The following is a 19,098-nucleotide window of genomic DNA, read 5'->3' as shown; positions in this document are numbered from 1 at the left end:
AGTACGCTGGTTGGGTATCGGTGCGAAACGACCACCCATATTTTTAGGGCAGTGACGCAATTTAGCCGTCGATTTCTACCTTCACAACTCGCTAATTACCTCCCAATGACCGTTCGCTACCGTGTTCTTACCGGTTTATTCCTGCTCTCGACGATTACCTACCTCGACCGCGTTTGCATGAACGTTGTCAGCAAGTACGTCAAAGCCGACTTGCACCTCGACAACCAGCAGTTTGGCTGGATTTTAGGCGCTTTCTCGTTAGCCTACGCTCTGTTCGAGATCCCGACGGGCACCCTGGGCGACCGCTTAGGGCCGCGACGAGTGCTGACGCGGGTCGTGCTGTGGTGGTCGGGGTTTACGATGCTCACCGGCACGGCCACTAATTTTCTGTATCTGTTAGTCGTGCGATTTCTATTCGGCATGGGCGAAGCGGGGGCCTACCCCAACGCATCCATTGCCATTGCGCGGTGGTTCCCGGCGGTGGAAGTAGGCCGGGCACAGTCGGTGATCTGGGCGGCCGGGCGGCTCGGCGGTGCCCTGACACCCCTGCTGGTGATTCCGCTCGTGCACTGGGCGGGCTGGCGCTGGGCTTTTGCCGTGTTGGGTCTGCTGGGCGTGCTGTGGGCCATCGGCTGGTACATCTGGTTTCGCGATGAGCCAGCCGAGAAGTCGGGGGTAAGTCCGGCTGAACTACAGGTTATCGAAACCGGCCGCAACCTTCGCCCAACCGACCACCGGATTCCATGGCAGACCATCCTGCGCAACCCCGATATGTGGGCGCTGATGCTGATGTGCCACCTGTTTTTCTACGGCTCGTATTTTTTCACCAACTGGTCGTCGGTTTACTTTCAGGAAGGGCGCGGCATGAGCGAAGATGATACCAAAAATTTTATCTCGCTCTCGTATTTCTTAGGTGCCATCGGCTGCTTAGTGGGTGGTTTGTTAAGCGACGCCCTCAGCAAACGCTACGGCCTTAAAATTGGTCGCCGGGCGGTGGGCATGGGTGGTTTGGGACTGTCGAGCGTGTTTTTTCTGCTGGCTGGTCTAACTACCGACAACCAAACGGCGGGCTATCTGCTGGCTACCTGCGTGCTCATGAAAGATTTAGCCCTGCCCGTTGCCTTTGCCGTGTGCGTGGACATTGGTCAGCGCAACGCCGGGGCCGTAACGGGTTCCATGAACTTCGCCGGGCAGTTGGGTGGTTTTTTTATTACCATTCTATTCGGGACGATTGTTGAGCAGACGAAAAACTTTAACTACCCCTTGTTTTTGATTGCCGGTTGCCTATTGGTCAGCGCCCTGCTCTGGCTTAAAATTGACCCGACCAAACCCGTGGCCGTACGGTAACAGGGGCCGTTTCCTCTGTTTATTGTCAACCTAACTTATTTTACAAACTTAAGTCTATTGGTGTAGTTGGTTGAATACGTCTCAACCCGTGTCAAACTAATAAAACCACGAAGCCATGATTTTAAAAATAGACCAGCTCCCTATCGAGTTACCTAAACCCACTAACCCGTCACCCAACAACGCAGCCGCCGTTCAGGAATTGCTGGGTGGTAAGTTCGGCGAAATGTCGACGCTGATGAACTACACGTATCAGTCATTCAATTTCCGGGGACGCAAAAAACTCCGTCCGTTCTACGACCTGATCTGTAGCATTGCCGGTGAAGAATACGGTCACATTGAGGTCGTCTCGTACGCGATTAACCTGTTGCTGACGGGTGCCAGCAAGCGGGGCGTAGACCCGACGACCACGCCGTTAGCTAATGGTGTAGACGCCCGCAACACCCGTCACTTCATTGCCAGTGGACAGACGGCACTCCCAATGGACTCGCACGGCGATTTCTGGACAGGGGCTAACGTATTTAGCAGCGGCAACCTCAAGCTCGACCTGCTCCATAACTTCTTTTTAGAGTGCGGAGCGCGGGCGAACAAGATGCGGGTATACGAGATGGTTGACGATCCAACAGCCCGAACAATGGTGGGCTACTTACTCGTGCGCGGTGGCGTTCACGTGGTGGCGTACGCTAAGGCGCTGGAGGCCCTGACGGGCGTTCAGGTGACTAAATTGCTGCCCATCCCGGACCTGAGCAATGATCCGTTCCCCGAAGCCCGTAAGTTCATGGATAATAAAATGCACTTGAAACTGTATAGCTTCAGTCAGGACGACTACAAACAGGCCGGGCTAATCTGGAACGGTTCGCACCCCGAAGATGGTCAGCCACTGGAGTTCGTCCACGGGGCCATTCCAGGACATACCCCCCCCGATCTGGACGAAGAGCCGCAGCTCAATGCGCCCGGTGCCGACGATTTCGATCCACAAATGTTCGCCGACATGGCGAAGAAAATGGGAGTTAGTTATCAGTATTAAGAAGAAGTCACAAGTCGAGAAGGTCGTAAGTCACAAGTGGCTGACGCGAGAGCAATGCTCGCGTCAGCCACTTGTGACTTACGACCTTCTCGACTTGTGACTTCGTTCAGGAAATAACCTTCAACCCTTCGGCAAATGCCTGCATCTGCGGCATTGTGCCCAAACTGACGCGGCACCAGTATTGCCCGTCGAACTTCCACTGGCGAATGCTCACGCCCTGCTCCATCATCCGGCCGACGAAATCTTCGCCCTTCATCCGAATCGGGAACATGACGAAGTTGGCACCCGATGGTAACGGCTCGTAGCTGTGCTGTTTTAAAACGCCCGCTAAGTAATCCTTCGACTCCTGGGTTTTTCCGAGCGAGTACTTAATGAACTCTTTGTCCTGCAAGCTGACGATGGCCGCCCGCAGGGTAGTCATGCTCATGCTGCTGCCGCCCGTGGCAAACTTGCTGATCTGCTCCAGCAGCTCGGGCTTAGCAATCATGTATCCCGTCCGCAAACCGGCAAAACCGTGAACTTTCGAGAAGGTCTTGGTTACAATTACATTCGACCCTTTTTTGACCAGATCGACCATTGAGTAACCCTTCGGATCGGGCGTATAGTCGATGTACGCTTCGTCGACCAAGATCGGCGTTTTCGCACCAACGGCCTCACAGAATGCCCGCAGTTTAGCAGGATCTACCGTGATGGCGGTCGGGTTGTTGGGATTGCAGAGGTAAACCATACCCGTCTGACTCCCCACGCGTTCGGCTAATTTGTTCAGGTTAATATCGTACCCATCGGCCGCCACCAGCGGAACCCGGTCCATCGTAATACCGTGCCGGATAGCCGCACGGGGCAGCGCATCGAACGTTGGATCGGGAGCCACAATGGTCCGGCCCGCGTTTGGCCGGTAAGCAGCCCAAAGTGAAGCGGCTGTCAGCAACTCGCCCGAACCGGCCCCCAATAATACGTGATCTTCGGGAACGCCTTCGGTATCGGCAACTAATTTTCTGAACTTCTTGGCGTACTCCATTGCGTAAAGAAACCCATCGGGCGCAGCTTCGGTAATGGCTTTGAGCGCCTTTGGTGAGGGACCGTACGGATTTTCATTCGCCGACAACCGGGCTTTCAGCGGACCACCGGGAGGAGCATAACCCAGGGGTACAATTGGTTCCGCTTCACAAAATGACATGGGCGCAGCAACGCCCGGCAGTGCGGCTAAACCCAGGCCGGATAACATACTGGCCCGCAGCCAGTCACGACGATTGATAGACATAGTTTTAATGGCTAATGGTTAATGCGTGATGAATAATGGTTAATGTATGATGAATAATAACCGAGGTTACCCGTGCGGTGCATTATCCATTGACTAATTAATTGCCTGTACGCGCGACAGTCTCGAAAAAGCCTGCCCCTTGTGCTCACCCGTCCACGTCAGCGATACGGTGCTGCCTGCTTTGGGAGCCGCAATGCCCAGTTCAGCCCAGGTTTTCGAGATGCTCGCTTTACCGGTTCCGTCGGTTGTCAGACTACCAATGGCTACCCCAGCACGGGTAGTGAGCTTAATAGCTAATGAACTCACCGGAATTGAGTCGATACCGACTGCTTTGTTCAGAATACCGCTTTTGTCGAGTTCGTAGATTTTAACGCCCAGCGTTACCGGACCGGCCACTTTCTGCGACACCACCGGCTCGCCCGTTTGTCCGCCCCCATCGCCCGCTACATTGTCGATCACAACCAGCACCGGCGCTACAAACCGATCCACAAACGGGTCATCCACCTTGGTGCAACTCGCCAGTCCTGTCAGCAGGAGTGCACTCACTATCAATAGTTTATATGGCTTCATTGTTTAGATTTCATTATTCGTTGTACATCACTCATTCTTCATTAGCCATTGCTTACTTCTCGGCCCACCATAATTTGGCTTTCGTGTCGTTCTTTCCACCAATCAGCGCGATACCTTTCGTATAATTCGCTTCGTTGAGCGATGCCTCAGAGGTTGGATACGGCAACCGGGTTGGCAAAACGCCGTCGTTCTCAAACACAGCGCGGAGGTCTTTGCCGGGCAGCACCGGCAAACCCGTCCGGCGGTATTCGGTCCAGGCTTCCAGACCCTGCCCAAACAAGGCAATCCACTTCTGCTCCATAATTTTCTCCTTCGTTACCACGCCAACCGTTTGCAGGTACACGGGTGTGACTTTCAGACCATACTGGTCAAACGAAGCCGTTATACCCTTCTCCAAGTACGTCTGTGCCGAGCCGCTTACGTCGCCGTCCTGAGTCGCTTCGGCCAGAATCAGATTCAGTTCGGCAAAGGTCATGATGATCTCGGGAGACGTTTTCTGAATGAAATACGAACCGATGTTCGAGCTGGTGCCGAGGTAGGTCGTTGCGATAGCGTCGGGTAACCCGTTGGCGTGACCTTCGTACTTACCCGCTTTGTTGGGCTGCGCGTAGACCGTGATGCGGGCATCGCCCAGTTCATTCAGCTTATCGGCCAGCGTTTTGCTGATGTTCCAGTCGGTGCGGCTGTCGTTAATCATCACCAAATAAAACTCATTATTGCTCGACAGAACCTCGGTCGTTTTCAGCGTGGCATTGTCGGCATTGCTGGTGAAGACCGGATATTTCGTCGCGTCGCCCAAAATTTCGGCCATGATCGCCTTCGACTCGGCTGGTTTCTTCACCGCCTGCCGGTTAGCTAAGCGCAGCCGCAGCGAGTTGGCAAATTTCTTCCATTTCAGAATGTCGCCGTTGTAGAGAATATCGCCCGACACGGCCGGACCACCCACGGTCAGCTTCTCATTCGCCGTTTTCAGGTCGGCCAGCAGCCCGGCGTAAACCGTCTCCATCGAATCGTAGGATGGCGTGTAAATCGGATCATTGACGGTGCCTTTCAGCGCGTCGGTGTACGGAATTGGTCCGTAGAGGTCAGTCAGCAGCGAGAATGTCCACGCCCGCATCACCAGCGCAATGCCTTCGTAGTTCGTATTCTGATACTGAGCGCCCGGTGCTGACAACGTAATAATGCGCTGAAAATTCACCAGTCCGTCGTTGAACAGCGCCTTCCAGTTGTTGTTGTAAAACGCCGGTGACAGACCGTAGTTATCGCCCTCGTTGGAGTAAATATTGCGCGTCAGGTACTGCATCCAGAGCATGGCCCCGTCGAGATTAAGCCGCTCGAAGCGTTCGCGGCCACCCCACGCCCGGTCCACAACCCGCTCAATGCCGTAGGGCAGCAGATACTGCGGGCTGAGCGCCGTGGGGTTGTTGGGGTCCACATTCATCTGATCGAATTTCTCCGTGCAGGACCCGGCCGTGATTAGGGTAAGTATAAAGAAGATAGTTCGTTTCACAGTGTTTTAATGTTTGTAGTTTGTCGTTTGTGGTTGGCTGACGCACCGGCAGACCGGCACGAACGACAAACCGCACCGGCGACCCGGCACAAACGACAAACTCATTAGAAACTAAGATTTAAGTTTACCCCCATTGTCCGCGTAGACGGCAATTCACCGTAGGCAAAGCCCTGCCGGTTGCCGCCGAAACGGTCAACTTCGGGGTCGAGGTGCGGGTGATTGCTGAACAGCATCAGCAGATTGCGACCCACGACCGACAGTTTCGCCGAGCGGATGAACCGACCCGCCAGCCAGGCCTGCGGCAGCGCGTACCCAATGGAAGCTTCGCGCAGTTTTACGTACGACCCATCGAAAATGGCCGCTTCGTGGTAGCGCCGGGGGTTGTTGTAGCTGTAGAGCGTAGTGGCCGGTACAATAACCGTGTTGGCCACATACTGGGGCGACTCAGCCGTACCGACGTTTACCACGCCTTTACCGATGATGCCTTCCTCCCGGCCAATCGCTGTTTCGGCATATTGCCCCGTCCAGCGGGCCGTGCCGGTGCCTTCATCGAAGAAGTCCCCACCAATCTTCGCGTCTACCAGGGCCGATATAACGATTCCTTTATAACTAAAACTGTTCAGCCAGCCGCCTGTCCATTTGGGCTGGATGTTACCCAGCGCACGGGGCACGGTTGACACCACCGGCAGGCCGTTGTTATAAATGATCTGACCGTCGGGGGCGTGCTCAAAACCAATCCCGAACAACGTACCGTACGCCTGACCAACGCGGGCTTCGGAGTTAAGCCCCCGCTGCTGATGCAGAACGTACGTAGTTAAGCCCTCGGCCAGCGCCACCACGCGGTTGCGGTTGCGGGCGAAGTTGAGCGTCGTTTCCCACGTAAAGCCGTTGGCCAATTTAAGGGGTGTACCCGTCAGCACCACTTCCACGCCTTTGTTGACCAATTCCCCGGCGTTCAGGATCCGCTGGTTGTAGCCACTGGCTTTCGAGATGTCGACCGCCAGAATCTGGTTGCGCGAGGTTTGGTTGTAGTACGTCACGTCCAGCCCAATGCGGCCTTTCAGGAAGCGCAGGTCAATTCCGAGTTCCTTGCCGGTAGTAATTTCAGGCTTGAGCGTCGAGTTAGAAATGGTGACGTTTTCGTAAAATTCCGGCACCGAACCGTTCCACGAGCCGCCCGACCGGAAGGTCTGCGCTAATTGGTAAGGATCGGCGTCGTTACCCACCTGCGCCCACGACGCCCGTACCTTGCCGAACGACAGAACGCTGCTCTGAATGCCCAGCAGGTCGGTCAGCACCGCCGATGCCGATACCGAGGGATAAAAGTAGCTGCGGGCGTTGCTCGGCAGCGTCGACGACCAGTCGTTGCGGGCCGTTCCGCTCAGGAACAGCGAGTTGCGCCAGCCGAACTCCGCCGACCCGAACAAGCTGTTCATCTGCGATTTTTGGATGGTACTTTCAACGGCGTTCTGGCTTACGTTGGAGTTCGACAGGTTATAGAGGCCGTCCACGACCAGTTCACCAACGTACGTATAATTACGCTTGTAGTAATTTAATCGCTGAATGGCGCCAGCCTGCACGTTGGCCGTAATCTGGCTCGTCAGCGCCTTGTTGAAGGTAAAAATGATGTCGTGGTTGGTTTCCTGCCGACGTAAAACTTCTTCGGAATAACGGCCCGGCGTGGCACTGCCATTACGAACCCGGGCGAAGTTCACCACATTAGCCCGCGTGTCGGTCCAGATGTCGGTGCCCGTGCGAGCCAGTACGCTCAGGTACGGCAGAATCTGGTAGTTCAGTGCAATGTTGCCCACCAACCGGTCTTTTTCGTTGGTATACGGCAACAATTCCGATGAGTAATACGGGTTCGTGAAGAACGTGTGCTGCCAGTTCGGTGGGTCGTTGTCGGCGGGTCGGCCGGCCACCGCCCGCTGAATGTGTACGCCCGTGTAGTCGCGCCAGTTCCGAATTTTGGTCCAGTCTGTTTGGCGGTGCGCCCAGATGAATTGCTGCCCTTCCTGGTAGCCCCGGTTACCGCCCGATTTTACATATTCGGCCGATACCGCCACGTTTAGTTTCGGCGTGAAATTGTAGGCGGTATTGAGTTTGAAGTTGTTCCGGTAAAAATTATTGAAGTACATGATGCCGTCCTGCGTCAGCCGCCCGACCGACATGCGGAAACTGCCTTTATCATTACCGCCCGACAGCGCTACGCTGTTGGTAAAGGTTTTGCCGGTTTGCCAGTAGTCGTCCCAGTTGTTAGAAGCGGGCGTCAGCGGGGCGACTTCCGTGCCACTCCACCAGTGCCGCACCAGGCGTCCGTCCATTGGCGAACCCCAGCTTTCGTCGGTGCCTTCGGTGCCCGTCAGCGGGGCTGTTGGATACACGGCGCGGTACTGCGCGATTTCGGCCGGATTGGTTATAGCCCCGCTCCAGCCATCGTTGTACCAGGTCCGGTAGCCGTTGCCCCCGCCGTAGGTATTCTGGAACTGCGGCTCAATGAACGGCCGCTCCATCTGAAAGTTAGAATTGATTTCGATGCCGATGCCTTTCGTGCCTGAACCGTTCTTGGTCGTCACGATAATGACGCCGTTGGCCGCCCGCGAACCGTACAGCGCGGCTGCGTTGGGGCCTTTCAGAACGCTGATGTCTTTGATGTTGTCGGGGTTAATTTCCGACAAGCCCCCGCCAAACTGTTTTTCCGACGCTTTGTCCGCGTTTGAAGTGCCACCCTGCTGAATGGGAACGCCATCCACGACGATGAGCGGCTGGTTGTTGCCCGATATGGAAGAAGCTCCCCGAATCTGAATGCCCGAACCACTGCCGGGTCCGCCGTTGCTGCTGATGCGCAAGCCCGCTACCTTACCCGACAGGGCGTTGGCCACGTTGGTGGCCCGCGCTTCGGTGAGCGCGGTTCCTTTAATCTCCTGGACGCCGTAGCCCAGTGACTTAACCTCTTTTTTCACCCCGAAAGCCGTTACGACGACTTCAGAAAGCGACCGAATGTCGGAGCGCAGGGTGTAATCCAGCGTCGAGCGGTTGCCCACCCGCATCTCATCGGTCGAGAAGCCGATGGAACTAAAGGTAACGACGGCATCGTCGCCGGGAACGCTGAGCGTAAATTTACCTTTCGCGTCGGTGGTGGTGCCAATGGAGGTGCCTTTGAGCACGACGTTAACGCCCGGCATCGGTCCTTCTTCCGACGTAACGGTACCCGTTAACAAGCGGTTTTGCGCCTGAGCCGACAGCCCCGCACAACACCAGAACAGCACATAAATGAGTAGTCGTTTTCGCATGGTAATCAAAGTAGAGTTAAAGCGACTGCCTGCGCCCGGCCGTCCGGGCGATGCCGAATACTGGCCGCCCGATTCCGAACCGCCCGAATCAACCGGGCGCAACGCAACTGCCCTCGCCAGCCATTTGGCCCGCGGGTGAAACACAGAGATAAATGCAGTAGAAAAAAGTACGCGTTGGCTGCTCCGGCCAAACACCGGGCAGTCCTGCTTATAAATGAGCGTTCCCCAGCCATCAGCCTGTACGGCTGTAACTCAGGTAAACCCATGACCCAATCCCTTGATGGTGGTCAAACGGAGTTGGAAATCAACCACCTGCTCCACAAGTGCGGCCAGTGAGCAGACGGTGTATGAAGATTGTTCTGTTGTACTCGAAATAATAGTTCAAATATAGGTATTTATGATAAAGTCCAAATACTATTCTGATATATTTTGCTTCAACCTATACTAAATTTCAAAAAATTAAACTTTACCAAAATATAATCTAAATTTCTCGATCAATTTTTTCTTGCTTTAATACAAATTACTATTCATTAGCCGCATGTACAGGCTTCTGTTGTTTCTTTACGAGTTGATACCCAATTTTGGACAATTTTTCTCATCTAATCATTAATTCACTAACCTTAATATGCCGTCATTTGTACGTAATCTATTGCTACTGTTGCTCACGTTGACCGGCGCGTACGCTCAGGATCGCACGATCACGGGCAGCGTCACCTCGGCGGACGACAACACGCCTATCCCCGGTGCCAGCGTGGTTGTTCGGGGTACCACGCGCGGTACTACAACCGACGCCAGCGGCAACTTTCAGATTCAGGCGACTAAAGGCCAAAGCCTGCGCATCAGTTTCATTGGGACTACCACGCAGGACATAGCCATCGGCAGCGCAGATGTTCTTAACGTCAAGCTGAAATCCGAAGCAAATGCGCTGAACGAGGTCGTCGTGACGGCCTTGGGTATTTCGGTGGAAAAACGGGGATTAGGCTATTCGGTGCAGCAAGTGAAAGGAACGGATCTGGCTCAGACGCAACGCGAGAACTTTCTGAACGCGCTGAACGGACGAGTTGCCGGGGCCATGATTACGCCTACGAGCGGCAACCCCGGCGCATCGACCTCTATTATGTTGCGGGGCATCAGTTCCATCGGTGGCAACAACCAGCCCCTGTTTGTGGTCGATGGGTTGCCGATTTCCAACAACACCTTTAATCAGACGGCATTGGTTTCGGATTCGCCCAACCGCAATAACGACTACCAGAACCGGGCCGCCGACATAAATCCTAATGATATTGAAAGCATCACGATTCTGAAAGGCCCCGAAGCGTCGGCCCTGTACGGTATCGACGCGGCTTCGGGGGCCATCATCATCACAACCAAAAAAGGAACCACCGGACGCGGGCGCATCACCTACGATAATAATTTCCGATTTGAAAACGCGTACCGGTATCCGGAGTTTCAAACGACTTTCGGGCCGGGCGACAACGGTTCCTTCACGACACCGACGCGCAACTATTTTGGACCGCGCTACCCATCGGACGTGGCGAAGTTCGATAATATCGGCAACTTTTTCCAAACGGGCGTTACCAACCGGCATAACCTCAGTTTGGAGGGCGGCAACGACCGAACGACGTACCGCCTGAGCACGGCCTACACCGATCAGACCGGTGTAATCCCCGTTACGCAGTTCAAACGTCTGTCGGTGCGGCTCACGGCCTCGACTAAACTAAACGACAAACTCGAAGCCACCGGCTCGCTGAACTACATCACAACGAACAACATCAAGGCAGGTAAAGGAAACGGCAGTACCCTGCTGGCGCTGCTATACTGGCCCACAACCGACGACGCCCGCAACTACCTCAACAGCGATGGTACGCGACGGCGTCTGAACATCAACAGCGACGCGCAGGACATTGACAACCCGTTTTTCGACGTGTACAAAAACAAGAACAGTGACCGGAACAACCGCATTCTGGGTAACGTCTCGCTGAATTATGACGTAGCGCCCTGGCTGAGTCTGAAGTCGATTACGGGCGTCGACGTGTACTCAACCATCGGCAATCTGCTGTTTCATCCGCAGTCGAACCGGGCGTTTTCGCAGCGGGGCAGCATCGAGAATTTCACAGAGGTAAACGAGCAGTTCAACGGGCAGTTCCTGGCAACGGCGAAAAAACAGTTCGGTAAAATCGGCACATCGCTGCTGCTGGGGTCGTCCATTGAAGACCGGCGCAACAACGTCGATGCCGTGCGCGGTGAGCAATTCTACGAACCGGATTTCAACGGAATCAACAACACGCCCCCCACCACGCAACGAGCCAAAAACACGCTGACGCGCCGTCGGTTGCTGGGTGCGTTTGGGCAGTTAACGCTGAACTACGGTGACGTGCTGTACCTGAACGTGACGGGCCGCAACGACTGGACCAGTACGCTGCCCATCGAAAGCCGCTCATTCTTTTATCCATCCGTAACCACCAGCTTCGTGCTCACCGAACTACCCGGTTTGCAGGGTGGCAAAGTGCTGTCGTTCGCCAAGCTGCGGGCGTCGTTTGCTGAAGTGGGGAAAGACGCGCCCGCTTACCAGACCCAGTCGAATTTAACGGCGCAGGTAACAACGGGCGGGGGGTTGGCCAATGGCTTCTTTGGCGGCAACCCGTTCCTGCGGCCCGAACGGACCCGTTCCTACGAAGTAGGTACGGATTTGCGGTTCTTCAACGGACGGCTAACGGCTGATGTAGCCTATTATAATCGGTCGGCGGTGGATCAGATCACGGCCCCGCGCCTGAGCTACGGTACGGGTTTCATTCTCCAATACATCAACAGCGGCACCATCGAAAACCGGGGTGTCGAGCTACAGTTAGGCGCTAATCCGGTGCGCCGGAACGACTTCAACTGGGACGTGCTGCTGAACTTCGCCCGCGTCACCAGCACCGTCAAAAGCCTGCCCGCCGACCAGACGGAGTTTTACCTGTCGGATACGTGGCTCTACGCCAACGTGCGCAACAGCCTGTTCGTGGGTCAGCCCGCCACCACGTTCGGCGGCTTCGACTACGTCCGCAACAACCGGGGCGACATCCTGATTAACCCCACCACGGGTTACCCCATCAAAACCACAACGTTCGTTCCCATTGGCGACCGCAACCCCGATTTCATGGTTGGTCTGACCAACACCTTCCGGTACAAAAACTGGAACCTATCGGCCCTGCTGGACATTCGCAAAGGGGGTGACGTGTTTAACGCCAACGAGTTGTACTTATACACGACCGGGCTGAGCAACCGGACGCTCAACCGCGAAACGCCCCTCATAGTACGTGGGGTACTGCGCGACGGCCGCGAAAACACCGACACCCCGACACCGAACACCATTCAGGTGACGCCGAGCACCCGCAACGATTTTTACAATGCCGCTTACGTAGAGTCCGATTTCATCGAGAAAGACATTAGCTGGATGCGGTTGCGCGACGTGACGCTTTCGTACACCTTTCCGCAGGCAATGCTTAGCCGCCAGAAGGTAGTGAAAGACGCCAGCGTATTTTTCACCGGTACTGACCTGTTTCTGCTCACGAACTACACCGGGGCCGACCCGGCCGTGAATGGTTTGAACGCATCGACAGGCGGCAGTGGCGCAGCCGGTTTTGACTTCGGTACGATAGCCGCTCCGCGTGGCTTGTCGTTCGGCCTACGCGTCTCTCTTTAATCGCCTTGTGCATCTCCTTTATCTGCGTGAATCTCTGTGTAACAACTATTTCGCAGAGATTCACGCAGATAAAGGAGATACGCAGAGGTCATCCTGAAACAAACACCATGAAAAAATACGCCCTGATCGCTACGCTCTTTCTCGGACTGAGCAGTTGCAGTGACTACTTAGACATCAACAAAAATCCCAGTACGCCCCAGGTAGCTTCGGCTCAAGTGGTGCTCCCGTCCATGTTCGCGCAGATGGCGCGGGGCGACCAGTTCGACAGCCGGTACGTGGGTCAGTACGTTCAGAACTGGGCCAACACGGGCATTGCCAACCTCTACGACCGGCACGGGTATAACGTGGGCACCGATCAGTTGGCCGAAAAATGGCGGTCGCACTACTTCGGTAACGGCAAGAACCTCGACCTTATCATCACCGATGCTCAGGCCACTAACCGCCCGACCTACGCTGGTATTGCGAAGGCAATCCGGGCGTGGAGTTTGCAAACGACGACCGACTTCCACGGCGACATGATCGTGACGCAGGCGTTCGAGTTTGGTCGGTATTCGTACGACTTCGACCCGCAGGAAGTGGCGTACGCCGAAACGGTGCGGATAGCCAACGAAGCCTTAGCCGACTTAGCCCAAGACGATGCGCTTTCGCCGGGTACGCTGGTGCGCTCCGATTTGGTATACGCCGGTGACCGCGCCAAATGGACCAAATTCGTATATGCCGTATTGGCCCGCAACGCCCACCACATCAGCAACAAAGCCAGCTACAGCCCCGACAAAGTTATCGAGTACGTGGATAAGTCATTGGCCAGCAACGCCGATAATTTGCTGGCCCCCATGACCGGCTCCAACACGGACGACGCCAACTTTTTCGGACCGCTGCGCAACAACCTCGGCGTTTACCGACCAACGGTTTTTGCCATGAGCTTGGTGGATGGCACGGTCTTCGGCGGGGCGGTCGATCCTCGTCAGGGGCTGCTATTCAACGCATCGGCCGACGGCGTGTTTCGGGGAATTTTGCCGGGGCAAGGTGACCCGAACATCAGCACCTCGCCCCGCTTCATCCCGACGTTTTGGGGCGGCACCACGGCCATCAACTCCGGTACGGGCCGAGGACTGTTCCGTGACAACGCACCCTACCCTATCATGACGTACACAGAATTGCAGTTTATCAAGGCCGAAGCCGCCTTCCTCAAGGGCGATAAGGCCACAGCCTTTGCCGCGTATCGCAAAGGAATCGAAGCCAGTCTCGACCTGCTCAACACGCTCGAAATTGATGTGGCCCGACGCATCACGACGGCGCAGCGCACGGCGTTTCTGGCCAGCAAAGCCGTAGCTCAAACCGCCGACCTGCTGACCATCAACGACATCATGCAGCAAAAATACGTCGCGCTCTATGGTCACGGGATTTTGGAAACCTGGGTCGATATGCGCCGGTATCAGTACAGCAACACGGTTTATGCCGGCTTCACGCTGCCGACTACGTTCTTCCCCGACAACAGCAACAAGCCCGTGCAACGCGCCCGGCCCCGCTACAACTCGGAGTACCTCTGGAACTCGGTTTCAATCGCTAAAGTAGGAGCCGACAAACCCGACTATCACACGGTTGAAATGTGGTTTTCTCAGAAGTAGACTGGTTTTTTACAATTTCACCCGCAGGGTTTCAGCCACGGGTGACTCAACCCATTCAACCCGATGCAAACCATTAAAGCAACCCTACTACCGTTTCTCGCAGCCATTACACTACTGGCGTGCGGGCCGGAGAACGACATTTTGCGCAATCAGACACCGGCGTCGGGAGCGCGGGTGAAGGTACTGCACACCATCCCCGACGGTCCCGCCATCGACCTTTTCGTGAATGACACCAAACTAAACGGCGCGGCTGTGACCTACGGAACGAATTTTCCTGGTAACGAATACGCCGTGCTGACACCCGGTTCAGCGGTGGTGCGGGTTAGTACGGTAGCATCGGGCACGGTGGTGGCCCAGACGATTCTGTCGGCAACGGCCCCAGTCGAAGCCGATAAATATTACACTGTTGCCGCTGCCGGAACCGCTGCGGCTCCTACGGCGGTGGTTTTCAACGACGACCTGAGTTTGCCCGACGCGTCGAAGGCATATTATCGCGTAATCAACTTAGTTTCGGGTGGTCCGGCAGTTGATTTCGCCATCGGAACCAGTGCACCGCTGATTACAAACGTGGCAACCGGAAAAGCGTCAGATTTTGTGGCGGTCAACCCGACCACCTCCATCAGTCCTTACTCGCTTCAGGTGCGGTCGACGGGTACGACCACGCTCATTGGCACGGCGATTGCCAACGCTACGGCTGGCGTCGGTCGCAAATACACGATTTTGGTGCGCGGCATTGCGGGCAGAATGGGAACGCAGGCTCCAACGGCGGGTCTTTATACCACCCGGTAGCTCTATCAAGTCAATGTCGAACGCGCTCCGACCCGAAAGCCGGAGCGCGTTTACAATATACAAACAGGCCAGCTTAGCGAAAATCCTCACCATTCGCTTATTCGTACATCACGACCCACCAGTTTACCTACTAATGAGGTTTCGTTATTTACTGATTCTTCTGCTTACCATCAGCCGTAACGAGTTACGCTCCCAACCGACGGACTCGACGCGAAAACAGGTCAGTATCTTCCCATTCCCAATTGTTTACTACACGCCCGAAACCCGGTTCGCTTATGGCGCGGTTCTTTCGGCTACATTCCGGTTCAACCGTGATTTTACTCTTGCCAAAGCAGATACGGCTACTCTAAATCCAAACCAGTTCAATGTACCCCGCCCCTCGAACGTGCAGTTCCTTTTGGCTTATACGCAGAACAAACAGGTGCTGCTATTTGTACCGTTTCAGGTATTTTACAATCAGAACAGATACTACGTCTACGGCGAAGCGGGCTATTACAAGTACGCGTATAACTTTTATGGCGTTGGGCAACGCGACGTGCCCGCCGAGAACTACGGGGTCAACTACCCCCGGATTCGGCTCAACGTGCTGCGCCGAATCCGATCCGGTCTCTACGCCGGGCTGCGGGGTGAGTACGAGAACTACGACATCACGCGCGTCGAACCAAGTGGGCTACTGGCGACCGGGACGGTACCGGGTGGTTTGGGAGGGCGAATGGCCGGACTTGGTTTAGGCCTTTTTTACGACACGCGGGACGTGGTTTTCTATCCCACTGAAGGCATCGTCGCCGACCTGACATACCTCGAACACGGTCGGGTTATCGGCAGCGACTTTCACTACAGCCGCTACGTAGTGGATGTCTCTTCGTACCACAAAGTACACCGCCGGGCAATCGTAGCGGTTAACTACGTCGTAAGTATGACGACTGGCGTAGCTCCCTTCAGTGCGTTGTCGCTGGTGGGCAGTGGCAGGCGGCTCCGGGGTTATTACGAAGGACGCTATCGCGATGATAATCTGGCACTGCTTCAGGCCGAGGTTCGCGTCAGCGTCTGGAAGCGACTGTCAGCGGTGGTCTTCGGCGGGGTGGGCATCTTGGGCAACGACGAGCGTTTGTTCCGGGTCGACGACCCAAAAGCGGCCTACGGGGCTGGTCTGCGCATTCGCATCAATAACGACAGGCTGAATATTCGCGCCGACTACGGGTTTGGCAAGCAGTCTACCGGGCTGTATCTGACCCTAGGCGAAGCGTTTTAAGTTAATGTAAAATGAATAATGAGTAATGGATAATATGGTAAACCAGCGAGGGTAATACTTCATTCAGAGCGCATTATTCATTGCTCATTGATCATTATACATTTTTCAAAAAGTGACTCTCAGCATCGTCATACCCACGCTCAACGAAGCCGATACAATCGGCCAGCTTGTCGCTGACCTGCAAACTCATGGCTCCAACAGTCTGACGGACTTGTTGGTGGTGGATGGTGGCAGCACCGACAGCACCGTTGAGCAGGCGCGGCACGCCGGTGCGCGGGTGGTTGTGTCGCCCCAGCCCGGACGGGCTAATCAGATGAATTACGGAGCCACCCGCACGTCGGGCGATGTGCTTTACTTCGTGCACGCTGACGTGCGGGTCCACCCCGATTTCATAAACGACATCAGGCAGGCGATCACCGATGGGAACGACGCGGGCTGCTACCGCTTCCGCTTTGCATCGTTGCACCCGCTGCTGCGACTGAATAGTTACGGCACCCGCTTTCCGGGTATCATGAGTCGAGGGGGCGATCAGACGCTGTTTATTACCCGAACGTTTTTTGAGCGGCTGGGTGGTTTTCGGGAGCGGTACGTAATCATGGAAGACTTCGACATCATCGTGCGTATCCGCGAGATGGGTCGCTTCTGCATCATTCCTAAAGACGTGATCGTGTCGGCCCGTAAGTATGAGACAAATAGCTGGCTGCGCGTACAAGTGGCCAATCTGACGGCGTTTTCCCTGTTTTTCATGAACGTATCGCCAACCCGCATTGCCCAAACATACAGACGAATGCTGAATCACCGGGCCAACTGACGAATGAAGACAGTGCTGCTCACGGGAGCAAACGGCTTTTTGGGTGGTCATCTGTGCCGTGAATTAGTCCAGCGGGGTTATTCTGTGCGGGCGTTCGTGCGGGCCGGTGCTGACCAGCGGGGGCTGGCTGGATTACCGGTAGGTGTTTGGACGGGTGACCTCCGCGATGCGACCAGCGTGCGGGCAGCTACCGACGGCTGCGACTACGTGATTCATGCCGGGGCGCAGGCGCAGGTTAATCCGGCCCGTTCGCAGGAAGTGATCGACATCAACGTTGGCGGCACAGCGGCTGTAGTAGCGGCAGGGGTGCAGGCGAATGTGGAGCGGCTCGTGTTTGTCGGAACGGCGAATGTTTTTGGTTTTGGCACAAAACAAAGACCCGGTGATGAATCGTACCCATACATGGGTAGTCGATACGGATCTGATTATATGGATAGCAAACGGGCCGCTACGGATCTGGTATCACAGGCCGTTGGGGCAGGCAATCTGTCCGCCGTGCTGGTACATCCAACGTTTATGATCGGTCCGCTGGATTATAAAGTTACGTCAAATGCTCTGTTGCTGGCGCTATACCGACGGCAGATAGTGGGGACACCGGCGGGAGGCAAGAACTATGTTCACGTGGCCGACGTAGCCACCGCCACGGTCAATGCCCTGACAGCGGGCCGGGTGGGGGAGTCTTACATCCTGGGCAACGAGAACCTAAGTTACCAGGAAGCCTTTAAGTTGATGACATCGATCATGCATGTTCAGGCCCCAACGTTACCCATATCACCCCTTTTGGCTACGGCAATTGGGTGGGCGAGCGACATGAAGCACAAACTCACCGGCCGACCAACGGCCCTTAATTCGAGCATGACCGCCATAGCCAACGACGGCCACTATTTTAATGCGACAAAAGCACTCAATGAACTCCACTTACCTCAAACGCCCGTCCAAACTGCCATTGACGAAGCCTTTGACTGGTTCCGACAGCACGGTTACCTCTGAACACTCGAATGGCATACCGGCAACTCAGTTAATGCCAACACCGGCAGACCAGGAAACTACGCGAACACCATTTTATGGTCAGTCGGGGTTTTTCGCTGGCAAGGTGGCCATTGTCACCGGTTCTGAGTCGGGAATTGGTCGGGAAACGGCCCGTGAGCTTTGTAAACAGGGCGCGTATGTAGTGCTCAATGGACTGAATACCGACCGGCTGGAGCAGACCCGGCAGGCATTCCAGCAGGCAGGCTATCTCGTGGTAAGCTGCGTAGCCGACGTGACCAACTATAGCCAGTGTGAAACGCTGATTGACACCGCCGTTCAAACGTATGGCCGCATCGACATCCTCATTACCAATGCCAGTATTTCGATGCGGGCTTACTTCGCCGATCTCGCGCCCGACGTATTCCGGCGTGTGTTGGACAGCAACGTCTGCGGGTCGGTTTATCCCCTCAAGGCCGCCCTTCCTTATCTGACCAAATCGGCGGGCGTGGTTACGTTCATTTCCAGTATCTCAGCCCTGAACGGAATGCCCAGCGGCTCGGCCTACTGCGCGGGGAAAGCCGCCCTCTCCAACCTAACCCACACGCTTAACCTCGAACTGCACGAAACGGGCATCCGCTTCGGCGTCATGCATCTGGGGTTCACCCAAAATGACACGGACAAACGCGTGCTCGACGCGGCTGGTCAGGCGGTGCCGATTGCGTACCGAAACCCACGCTGGCAGATGACCCAGTCGGAGGTGGCGCGGGCCATTCTGAAACACATCAGGAAACGCCGGGTCAAAACGGTGCTTACGCCAACGGGGTTTCTCATCAGCTTTATGACCCGGTATTTTCCCAAAACCGGCGACCGTATCATCTTGTGGAGTATGAAAAACTGGAAGCGGTTTTACGAATGAGCTGGGCGGGGCAAGCCACTTTTTTGTTGGTTCACAATTCGCT

The 19,098-nt window shown here is 55.4% G+C and carries 14 protein-coding genes; 10 read left to right on the top strand and 4 right to left on the bottom strand.

Features of this window, described 5'->3' with window-relative positions; all coding sequences use genetic code 11:
• Window positions 1-105 precede the first annotated feature (105 nt).
• Entirely contained in the window at window positions 106-1,347 is a 1,242-nt protein-coding gene (locus tag ACYVHB_RS11985; RefSeq protein ID WP_461051966.1) for an MFS transporter, read from the top strand.
• 115 nt (window positions 1,348-1,462) lie between these two features.
• Complete coding sequence (locus ACYVHB_RS11980; protein ID WP_461051965.1) at window positions 1,463-2,371, top strand: manganese catalase family protein; 909 nt, start codon at window positions 1,463-1,465, stop codon at window positions 2,369-2,371.
• A gap of 106 nt (window positions 2,372-2,477) precedes the next feature.
• Here the strand turns inward: ACYVHB_RS11980 and ACYVHB_RS11975 are convergent, their stop codons facing one another.
• The 4 genes from ACYVHB_RS11975 to ACYVHB_RS11960 form a co-directional block, all read right to left on the bottom strand.
• Window positions 2,478-3,632 (bottom strand): pyridoxal phosphate-dependent aminotransferase, encoded by a 1,155-nt coding sequence (locus tag ACYVHB_RS11975; protein WP_461051964.1) that lies wholly within the window; start codon window positions 3,630-3,632, stop codon window positions 2,478-2,480.
• A gap of 93 nt (window positions 3,633-3,725) precedes the next feature.
• On the bottom strand, window positions 3,726-4,202 hold the full coding sequence (locus tag ACYVHB_RS11970; protein WP_461051963.1) for a hypothetical protein: 477 nt from the start codon (window positions 4,200-4,202) through the stop codon (window positions 3,726-3,728).
• A 52-nt stretch (window positions 4,203-4,254) separates the two neighbouring features.
• The gene (locus ACYVHB_RS11965; protein ID WP_461051962.1) at window positions 4,255-5,712 is read right to left on the bottom strand and encodes a SusD/RagB family nutrient-binding outer membrane lipoprotein; all 1,458 of its coding nucleotides are present in this window, start codon (window positions 5,710-5,712) and stop codon (window positions 4,255-4,257) included.
• A gap of 104 nt (window positions 5,713-5,816) precedes the next feature.
• Window positions 5,817-9,005, bottom strand: coding sequence for a SusC/RagA family TonB-linked outer membrane protein (locus ACYVHB_RS11960; RefSeq protein WP_461051961.1), 3,189 nt, complete (start codon window positions 9,003-9,005; stop codon window positions 5,817-5,819).
• Here ACYVHB_RS11960 and ACYVHB_RS11955 point away from each other — a divergent pair.
• From ACYVHB_RS11955 to ACYVHB_RS11920, 8 genes are all read left to right on the top strand, one after another.
• The gene (locus ACYVHB_RS11955) at window positions 9,004-9,144 is read left to right on the top strand and encodes a hypothetical protein (RefSeq protein WP_461051960.1); all 141 of its coding nucleotides are present in this window, start codon (window positions 9,004-9,006) and stop codon (window positions 9,142-9,144) included. The two genes, ACYVHB_RS11960 and ACYVHB_RS11955, sit on opposite strands and share 2 nt — an antisense overlap.
• A gap of 486 nt (window positions 9,145-9,630) precedes the next feature.
• Window positions 9,631-12,690 carry a SusC/RagA family TonB-linked outer membrane protein gene (locus ACYVHB_RS11950; RefSeq protein ID WP_461051959.1) on the top strand — a complete coding sequence of 1,020 codons (3,060 nt, stop codon included), beginning with the start codon at window positions 9,631-9,633 and terminating at the stop codon, window positions 12,688-12,690.
• A gap of 107 nt (window positions 12,691-12,797) precedes the next feature.
• The gene (locus ACYVHB_RS11945; protein WP_461051958.1) at window positions 12,798-14,318 is read left to right on the top strand and encodes a SusD/RagB family nutrient-binding outer membrane lipoprotein; all 1,521 of its coding nucleotides are present in this window, start codon (window positions 12,798-12,800) and stop codon (window positions 14,316-14,318) included.
• A gap of 63 nt (window positions 14,319-14,381) precedes the next feature.
• Window positions 14,382-15,107 carry a DUF4397 domain-containing protein gene (locus ACYVHB_RS11940; RefSeq protein WP_461051957.1) on the top strand — a complete coding sequence of 242 codons (726 nt, stop codon included), beginning with the start codon at window positions 14,382-14,384 and terminating at the stop codon, window positions 15,105-15,107.
• Window positions 15,108-15,120: 13 nt separating this feature from the next.
• Window positions 15,121-16,359, top strand: coding sequence for a BamA/TamA family outer membrane protein (locus ACYVHB_RS11935; RefSeq protein WP_461051956.1), 1,239 nt, complete (start codon window positions 15,121-15,123; stop codon window positions 16,357-16,359).
• A 112-nt stretch (window positions 16,360-16,471) separates the two neighbouring features.
• The gene (locus ACYVHB_RS11930) at window positions 16,472-17,170 is read left to right on the top strand and encodes a TIGR04283 family arsenosugar biosynthesis glycosyltransferase (protein ID WP_461051955.1); all 699 of its coding nucleotides are present in this window, start codon (window positions 16,472-16,474) and stop codon (window positions 17,168-17,170) included.
• 3 nt (window positions 17,171-17,173) lie between these two features.
• Window positions 17,174-18,160 carry an NAD-dependent epimerase/dehydratase family protein gene (locus tag ACYVHB_RS11925; RefSeq protein ID WP_461051954.1) on the top strand — a complete coding sequence of 329 codons (987 nt, stop codon included), beginning with the start codon at window positions 17,174-17,176 and terminating at the stop codon, window positions 18,158-18,160.
• Between the two features lie 31 nt (window positions 18,161-18,191).
• Window positions 18,192-19,055: an SDR family oxidoreductase gene (locus ACYVHB_RS11920; protein WP_461051953.1), complete on the top strand. Its 864-nt coding sequence runs from the start codon at window positions 18,192-18,194 to the stop codon at window positions 19,053-19,055.
• Window positions 19,056-19,098 lie beyond the last annotated feature (43 nt).

The sequence above is a fragment of the Spirosoma arcticum genome, assembly GCF_054779955.1.
The sequence above is the reverse complement of the archived record's forward strand: the minus strand, read 5'-3'. Positions and strand labels throughout refer to the sequence as shown.